This is a genomic window from Streptomyces sp. (genome assembly GCF_036566765.1).
Lineage (GTDB): Bacteria > Actinomycetota > Actinomycetes > Streptomycetales > Streptomycetaceae > Streptomyces.
Genome location: NZ_DATCVQ010000293.1, coordinates 1 through 8,537, shown reverse-complemented (window position 1 = coordinate 8,537; position 8,537 = coordinate 1). Strand labels below are relative to the sequence as shown.

At 77.6% G+C, this 8,537-nt stretch carries 3 protein-coding genes and 1 pseudogene; all 4 read left to right on the top strand.

Annotation, left to right across the window (positions count from 1 at the left end; genetic code table 11):
* Positions 1-2,310 (top strand): annotated as a pseudogene (locus VIU94_RS16780) (hypothetical protein); the annotation flags it as partial.
* Positions 2,307-3,533, top strand: a complete 1,227-nt coding sequence (locus VIU94_RS16775) for an ATP-binding protein (protein WP_331912269.1) — start codon at positions 2,307-2,309, stop codon at positions 3,531-3,533. The pseudogene VIU94_RS16780 and the gene VIU94_RS16775, both read left to right, overlap by 4 nt.
* Positions 3,534-3,564: 31 nt before the next feature.
* On the top strand, positions 3,565-7,155 hold the full coding sequence (locus VIU94_RS16770) for a DUF5682 family protein (protein ID WP_331912267.1): 3,591 nt from the start codon (positions 3,565-3,567) through the stop codon (positions 7,153-7,155).
* Positions 7,152-8,537: hypothetical protein (locus VIU94_RS16765; protein ID WP_331912265.1), on the top strand; the 1,386-nt coding region annotated here is incomplete at its 3' end. The genes VIU94_RS16770 and VIU94_RS16765, both read left to right, overlap by 4 nt.

Below are 8,537 nucleotides of genomic sequence, written 5' to 3'. Positions count from 1 at the left end.
CTCGCCGCGGTCGCCGAGGGCGCCGAGCCGGGCGAGGCGGTGGCCCGGGTGCTGCCTGAACTGACGCATCCGCTGCTGGTCGCCGGCGTGGCCGGGGTCGTCCAGTTCGCGGCGGCGTGCGCCGACCGGCTGGCGAAGCTGGCGGAGAAGGCGGCGCAGGGCCGGGACGTGTCGGCGGTGCGGGCCGCCGACGAGACCCGGACGCGGCACGCCCTGGACGGGCGGCTGATGTCCGCGCTGAGCGGTCTGGACGACAACGTGCAGCCGAACGCCTGGCTGCCGCACGGCCCGGACGCGGACGCGACGGTGGCGAACGTGCTGCACCTTGCGAAGGTGTTGGGCACGGACGTCGTCGCGGACGGGGTCCCGCCGCTCTCCGTGGCGCATCCGGAAGCCGACGGGCCGGTCCGCGAGACCCGGGTGCCGTGGCAGGCGTTCCTCGGGATCGGGGCCGCGAGCCTGGTGGTGCGGGCGCTCTCGCCGCTGACGGAGGAGCGGGACCGGGAGGCCCTGGTCGAGTTCGTCGAGGCGCTGCTGGAGGCGACCGCGGACGGCGACGCGGTCCTGGTGGACCCGCGCGGCCGGCTGCGGCTCGTCGAGCTGCGGACGCCCTGGGACCGGAACGCCCGGACGGGCGGGCGGGAGCACCTGGGCGCGGCGCGCAGGGACGGCGGACGACGGCTGCTGGTCACCGACCGCCGCCGGGTCGACGACGACCAGGCGTTCTGGACGGCCGTGGAGTACGACCCCGAGGGCCGGTTCGGGGCCTGGGAGGGCTTCGTCGAGACGGAGTCCCAGGTGCTCGGCGCGCCGGGCGACCCGTTGCGCGCCCCGGCGCTGCGGGAGGCGCTGCGGCTGCTGCGGGAGCGCGGACCGGCCCCGTACCGGCCGGAGCGGACCGCCGAGTTCGGCGAGGCCGCGGGGGTGGCACTGCCGGGCGCGGCGCTGGTGCTGCTCGGGCTGCCGGGGCTGATCGGCTGGGGCCGCGAGGGGTTGCTGCCGGCCGAGATCCTGGCGACGATGGGCGCGAAGGTCGCCGAGGCGGAGACGGCCCGGGAGACCGTCAAGGAGCTGTCCCCGGCCGAACGGCTGGAGTTCACGGGCCTGTTGCTGCCGGTGGAGCCCGAGGACGTACCGGCGGTGTGGGAGTGCGGCTTCGACGTGGCCGCGGCCGTCGAGCGCTGGGTCGCGGTGCGCGGCCGGCGGCGGGTTCCGCCGCCGGAGCTGACGGCCCGGGCGAGCGCCGAGCTGGCGCCGAGCCGGATGGCCGAGGTCGCGCTGAACCCGGAGGCGCAGCCGGAGCTGACCGGCCGCACCGTGCAGCGCATGGTCGAGCTGAGGATGCGGCCGGCCGAGCCGGAGAAGCTGCTGACCGGCGCCCATGTGTTCCAGTACGTGCGGGCGTTGACCTGGCTGGCGTACCGGCTGCCGTTCGGCGATCCGCTGCGAGCGGTGCTGCCGGTGACGCTGCGGATGCTGCGGGAGCGACTGTCCGACCCCGGGCTGCTGCTCGACCTGGAGGTCGACTGGGACCCGGACGGCCGCTCGGTCGCGCCGGCGCTCCGGGAGCGCTGCGGGCTGCCCGCCCAGGGCGGCGTCGACGCGGACGGGGTGGTCGAGATCGCCGACGGCCTTGTGCTGTGCCCGATGGAGTACCGCGCCGAGGCGGAGGAGGTGTGGGTGCGTCCGGCGGCCCTGCTGGACGGCCCGGCCGGGCTGTCGGGCGCGGACCACCCGACGCTGCGGCTGCTGGAGGCCGTGGCTCGGCCCTCGTTCCGGCTGGGGACGCTGAAGACGCTGCTGAGCGAGGAGTTCGAGGCGCTGCTGACGGCGGAGGGCGTGGCGGGGGCGGGCGGCGCGGCGGGGGCGGCGCAGAATCCGGTGCACAGCGCGCCGGAGCTGGTCGCCGAGGCGGCCGCCCGATTCGCCCTCTCCGAGGACGCGGCGGCGCTGTACCTGATGCTGCTCGCTCTGCCCGACCCGACCGACCGCAAGCAGGCCGAGTGGACCGGCTGGAAGCCGGCCCGCCTGAAGAAGGCCCGCGCGGAACTGGCCGCCGGCGAGCTGGTGGTGGAGGCCAAGCGAGCCCGCGCGGGCCGGACGCTGTTCCTGCCGGGCGGCTGGGCGGAGGCGAAGACGCCGCAGCTGCCGATGGAGGTGTGGAAGCTGCCGATGCTCCCGCAGGAGACCTTCGCGTTCGTGGTGCCGGACCGCCCGGTGGCGGAGCTGTTCGCCCAGGCGTGGCAGCGGGTCGTGGACGGAGACGCGCCGGGTTACGTGGAGTTCGAGGGGCGGGGAGGCAGGCGATGAGTGGGGTCGAGGTCCAGATGGCGGGCGCGGTGCGTGGTGCGGGGGCAGCTGGTGCCGGGGGCGCGGCGGGCACGGGCGACGCCGCGGGCGGGCGGCAGGTGGCGCTGGTCGAGGACCGGTACGCGGCGGAGTTGGAGTTCCTCGCGGCGTACGACGACGGGCCGCGGCCGCCGGCGTGGCGGCTGACGCCGCGCGCGGCAGTGCTGTTCGTGTGCGGCTCGGGCGGGGAGGAGCTTGCGGCCCCGGACGGCCGGCGGATGGCGGTGACACGGAAGTTCGTCGGCGACCGGTCGCTGGTGGAGCGTTGCGCAGTGACACTGGCCGGGGAGCGCGGGCTGCTGCTCGTGGGCGAGCCCGGTACGGCCAAGTCGATGCTCTCCGAGCTGCTGGCGGCGGCGGTGTGCGGCACCAGCACGCTCACCGTCCAGGGCACGGCCGGCACGACGGAGGACCAGCTCCGCTACGGCTGGAACTACGCGATGCTCCTGGCGAAGGGCCCGAGCCGGGAGGCCCTGGTCCCTTCGCCGGTGCTGACGGCGATGACCCGGGGCGCGGTGGCCCGCGTGGAGGAGATCACGCGGTGCCTGCCGGAGGTCCAGGACTCGTTGGTGTCGCTGCTGTCGGAGCGACGGATGTCGGTGCCGGAGCTGGCGGGGGTGGGCGGGGCCGGCGGCGGGGTGGACGGGACGGTGTACGCCGCGCCCGGGTTCACGCTGATCGCCACGGCGAACCTGCGTGACCGGGGCGTCTCGGAGATGTCCGCGGCGCTCAAGCGGCGGTTCAACTTCGAGACGGTCGGCCCGATCGGCGACCTGGCGGAGGAGACCGCGCTGGTGCGCCGGCAGGCGACTGCGGCGCTGACCCGCGGCGGCGCGGAGTTCGCGCTGGACGACGCGGTGCTGGAGGCGCTGGTGACCGCGTTCCGGGACCTGCGGACGGGGCGGAGCGCGGAGGGCTGGGAGGTGGAGCGCCCGTCGACGGTCATGTCGACGGCGGAGGCGGTGCAGGTGGCGGCGTCGATGGGCCTGGGCGCGGCGTACCTGGGCGACGGCCGGGACGTCCTGCGCACGCTGCCGGGCCATCTGCTCGGCACGGTCCGCAAGGACGACCCTGCGGACCACGCCCGCCTGCTCGGCTACTGGGACGGCCCGGTCCGCCGCCGCGCGGAGGGCGGCGCGGCGCTGTGGCGAACGCTGTGGGACCTGCGCGATGAGCTGGGCTGAGCGGGGGGCCGGGGAGCCCGGGGAGCCAGGGATGCCCGCAGGGGCCGGGATGCCCGCAGGGGCCGGGGAGCCTGGGAGGCATGGGCAGCCCGCGGAGCCCGCTGCGGCGCTGGATCGGCTGGCCGGGTGCCGGGACCCGTACCTGATCGGCGTGCGGCACCACTCCCCCGCGCTGGCGTCGGCGATCTGGGAGATGCTGACGGCTGCCGCGCCGGAGGTCCTGCTGGTGGAGCTCCCGGAGGAGTTCGCCCCCTGGCTCCCGTACTTGGCGTCCCGGGAGACGGTGCCGCCGGTGGCGCTGGCGGGGAGCGGGGCGGGCGGCGAGCTGGTGTTCCTGCCGTTCGCGGAGTTCTCCCCGGAGCTGGCGGCGATCCGCTGGGCGCGGGAGGCGGGCGTGGAGGTCGTCCCGTTCGACCTCCCGCTGGCGGCGCGGTCGGAGTCGCGGGACGAGGACACGGGTTCCGCGCGGCTGGGCGTGGTCGAGGCGCTGCGCGCGCGAGCCGGAGGCCGGGAGGAGGACGACCTCTGGGAGCGCCTGGTCGAGTCATCCGCCCCCGGGGCCGGCGCGGAGGCCCTGCGCCGCGCGGCGCTGCTGGTCGGCTGGGCGATGCGCACGGACACCCCGTCCGTGACCCCGCACGACCTCCGCCGCGAGGCCCACATGCGACGCCGTCTCGCCGACTGCGCGGGCCGCCGCACGGCAGCGCTGATCGGCGCGTTCCACGCCCCGGCACTGCTGCCGGGGGCGGGTCCGTACGCGGAGGCCGACGCGGCGCGGAGCGCGGAAGTCGGCACGCAGGCGCGCGAGGACGCCGGTGCGGACCCCCACGCCCGGGCTCGCGCGGCCGACGCCGCTACCGGGATCGTGACCTCTCTTGTGCCGTATCAGTACGCGTTGTTGGACGAGCGGTCCGGGTATCCGGCGGGGGTTCGGGATCCGGAGTGGCAGCACGGGGTGTATCGGGCCTCGGGTGAGGTCGAGGGGCTGGACGAGTTGTTGGTCCAGGCCGCCGTGCGGATCTGTGCTGCCGTGCGTGAGGTGGGGCATCCTGCCGGGCCGCCCGACGCGCGGGAGATCGTGCGGGTCGCGCGGGACCTGGCCGCGTTGCGGGGGCGGCCGGCGGCCGGGCGGGGGGAGTTGGCGGAGGCCGTGCAGTCGGTGCTCACGCAAGGGCAGTTGATGGGCCGCGGCCGCGTCGTGGCCGCCGCGATGGAACGGACGCTCGTCGGCACGCGGCAGGGCGTCCTCGCGCCGGGCACCCCGCGTTCCGGGCTCGGCCCGGCCGTCGAGGCGATGCTCGGCGACCTGTCGCTGCCGCGCCCCGACGCCCCCGACCGGCGCGAGCTGCGGCTCGACCCGCACCGCAGCGAGCCGGACCTCCGGCGCGAATTGGCCCTGCGGCGGCTCGCCGTCTGCCGGGTGCGGTACGCGGAGCCGGGCCAGGTCGCCGGGGTGGGCGGCGCGGAGGCGCTGACGACGCGGTGGACGGCGGCCTGGTCACCGGCCACGGCGGCGTCGCTCGACCTCGCGGGGCTGCACGGCGTCACCCTGGAGCAGGCCGCGGAGGGCGTGCTGCTTCGCCGCGGCGCCACGCAGGAGCGGGCCGGCGGACCGACGGCCTCCGAGGCGCTGGAGGGCCTCCGCGACGCGGCCGGCTGCGGGCTGCCGGACACGGCGGCGGACTGGCTCGCCGTCCTGACGTCCGCGCTGCCCGCCACCGGCACACTGCCCGAACTCCTCGACGGCCTCGCCCTCGTGGACGGCCTGCGCGCGGGCCACGTACCCGGGATCCCGTCGGACTGGGCGAAGGCCGGGCTCGACGCCGCGTACGAGGCGCTGGCCGCGGCCGGCGTCCGCGCCCTGGACGGCCTCGCGGGCTCCACGGACCCCGAGGACGCGCGGGCCCTGGTGGCGCTCGCCTGCCAGACGGACGCGGACCGCGGCGGGCTGAGGCTCGCCGACGCGCTGACCCGCCTGGACACCGACGGCGCCCCGCTGATCCGGGGCGCGGCGGGCGCGGCGCGGGTGCTGCTCGGGCAGCGCGACGCGGCCGGGTTCGGCACGCGGCTCGCGTCCCGCGTGGACGGCGCGACCACGCCCGAACTCCGTTCGGAACTCGCCGGGTTCCTGACCGGCGTCCTGCTCGCGGCGGGCCCGCTCCTTGAGACCGCCGGCCCGCTGGACCCGCTGATCGAGCGCGTCGAGGCCCTCCCCGACCGCCGCTTCCTGACCCGTCTCCCCTCCCTCCGTTCCGGCTTCGACGTCCTCTCCCCGGCCGCCCGGTCCCGCCTCCTCGCGGTGGTGGAGGACCGTACGGGCGTCTCCGCCGGCGCCCTCCCTGGCCCGGTGACCGACCCGGCGGCCCTCGCCCGCCTGGCGACGGCCGACCTGACGGGCCGCGAGGCGCTGTCGGCCCTGGGCCTGGAGGTCCCGGAACCCACGGAACCCCCCTCCGAACAGGCCGAGGCCCCCGCCGACCGCCCCGCGCCGCCGGACTCGGCGATCACCGCCGGCGAGCGGTGGCGACTCCTGCTCGGCCGGGGGCGCGGCCTCGGCGGCGAGGCCGGGCGGGTCGCTACCGCGCTGGACGAGCTGTACGGCGGCGGGCGCGGGGAGGGCGCGCGGGGCGAGGAGTACGGGTACGGCCCGGGCGGCGGCGACGACGAGGCCGCGTTCCCGGACGTGCGGGCCTGGTCGGAGGAGCTGGCCGCGCTGTTCGGGCCGGGGGTGCGCGAGGAGGTGCTCGCCTCGGCCGCGCAGGCGGGCCGGGTCGACGCGGCGCTGGAGCTCGACCCCGACGCCGCGCGTCCGTCCGTCGAGCTGCTCCGTACCGTCCTGTCGTACGCCGGCGGCCTCGCCGAGGACCGGCTGGCCCGTCTGCGTCCCCTCGTCGCCCGTCTCGTACGGGAGTTGACGCAGGTACTGGCCCGGCAACTGCGCCCCGCGCTCACCGGACTGGCCCACCCGCGCCCGACCCGTCGCCCCGGCGGCCCGCTGGACCTCCCCCGCACCCTGCGGGCCAACCTGGCGACGGCGCGACGCGACGCGGAGACCGGGGCGGTGACCGTCGTACCGGAGCGGCCGGTGTTCCGGACCCGCGCCCGGCGGGAGTCGGACTGGCGGCTCGTGCTGGTCGTCGACGTGTCCGGGTCGATGGAGGCGTCGACGATCTGGTCGGCGCTCACGGCGTCGGTACTGGCCGGAGTGCCCACGCTCAGTACGCACTTCGTGGCGTTCTCCACCCAAGTCCTGGACCTGACGGGCCACGTCGAGGACCCGCTGAGCCTGCTCCTGGAGGTACGGGTCGGCGGCGGCACGAACATCGCGCGCGGGCTGCGGCACGCGCGAAGCCTGGTGACGGTGCCGTCGCGGACGCTCGTCGTCCTCGTCAGCGACTTCGAGGAGGGCGGTCCGACGGCCCCGCTGCTCGGGGAGGTCCGGGCACTGGTGGAGGCGGGCTGCCACGTCCTGGGCTGCGCCTCGCTGGACGACGCGGGCCGGCCGCGGTACTCGGCGGGCGTCGCCGGACAGTTGGTCGCGGCGGGCATGCCGGTCGCGGCCCTGAGCCCCTTGGAGCTGGCCCGCTGGGTCGGCGAGCGAATCGGAGGCGACCGCCGGTGACGGCTCTCCCCCCGGTGGCCCCGCAGCTCGCGGCCACCGCCCTGGACCTGCTGCCCGCACGCCTGCGCAAGCGCGTCGACGCGGCGGTGGCCAAGGCGGCGACCTGGCCGGTGGAGCCGGTGCCGGACGGCTCGGGCGTACGGGTCCTGGTGGCCGACGACACGACGGTGACGTTGAGGACGGTGGCAGGCGTCGTGACGTCCCCGGACGCGGCAACCTGCGACTGCCTCCTGGCGCCTGCGTGCCTGCACCGCGCAGCGGTCCTGTCGTCGGCCCCGCTGGCGACCCACGGCCCGGAGCCGACGGAGGACCCGGATCTCGATGCCCCCGCGCAGGGGCCGGTGCCGGAAGCCACTGCCCCCGCTCCGGGGCCGGTGCCGGAAGCCACTGCGCCCGCTCCGGACGCACGGCCCACCCCGCCCGTACGGGTGCCGCACCCCGACGCTCCGGCCCCCGCGTCCCCCACCCCCGCCCAGCTCCATGCCCTCCACGCCCTGCAGGCCGTCGGGGAGCGGGTGTTGGCAGCCGGGGTCGGGGGGACCGGGGCGGTCATGCGGGCTGAGGTGGTGCGGGCGTCGCACGCGGCGCGGGTTGCCGGGCTGCACCGGGCCGCCGCCGCTGGGCTGCGGGTGGCTCAACGGGTGGGCGAGGCGCGGTCGGAGGACCCCGGGTTTCGGCTGGACGCGCTGGCCGCGGATCTGGCGGAGCTGCTCGCCCTGCGGCCGGGCTCGGCGGCGGGGGCCGCGCGGCGCGCCTACGGACCCGCCCAAGCGCTGCGGCTGACCGGGCTGTTCACCGAGGCCGTGGTCACCGCGTCCGGGTACGCGGGCGTCACCACGTACGCGGTCGCCCCGGACGGCGGCCTGTACACGCTCGCGGACGTCCGGCCCGGCGGGCCGGAGCGGGTCGCGCAGGCGGCCGCGTCCACCGTGCCGGGCGGATGCACCGTGTCGCTGCGGGAGTTGGGGGACGGCGGCGGGGTGCTGCTGACCTCGCCGACCGTGTCGCACGACGGCCGCGTCGGCGGCGGGCGCGACGTGCGGTCGGTCCGCGTACCGGGGGCGGGGTGGTTCGAGGCGTCCGCGGACGCGCTGTGGCGACGGACACCCGCCGAGCAGTTCGCCGCCGCGGACGGCGACGGCCTGCTGTTCCTGGACGGCACGGTCACCGCGGCCGGCCGCCTCGCGGTGACCGACGGCCCGACGGTCGCCCTGTACGCCCCCGACGAGCGCCCCGAGCTGCCGTACGCCGAGAACCTGCGGCTCCTGTCCGCCCGCCCCGGCCTGCGGATACGCCTCGTGGCCCGGGCGGTGCCGGGGCGGCCGGGCGGGGTGCACGCGCTGGCGGCGGCGTGGCAGGGCCGGGACGGCGCGGCGGTCCGG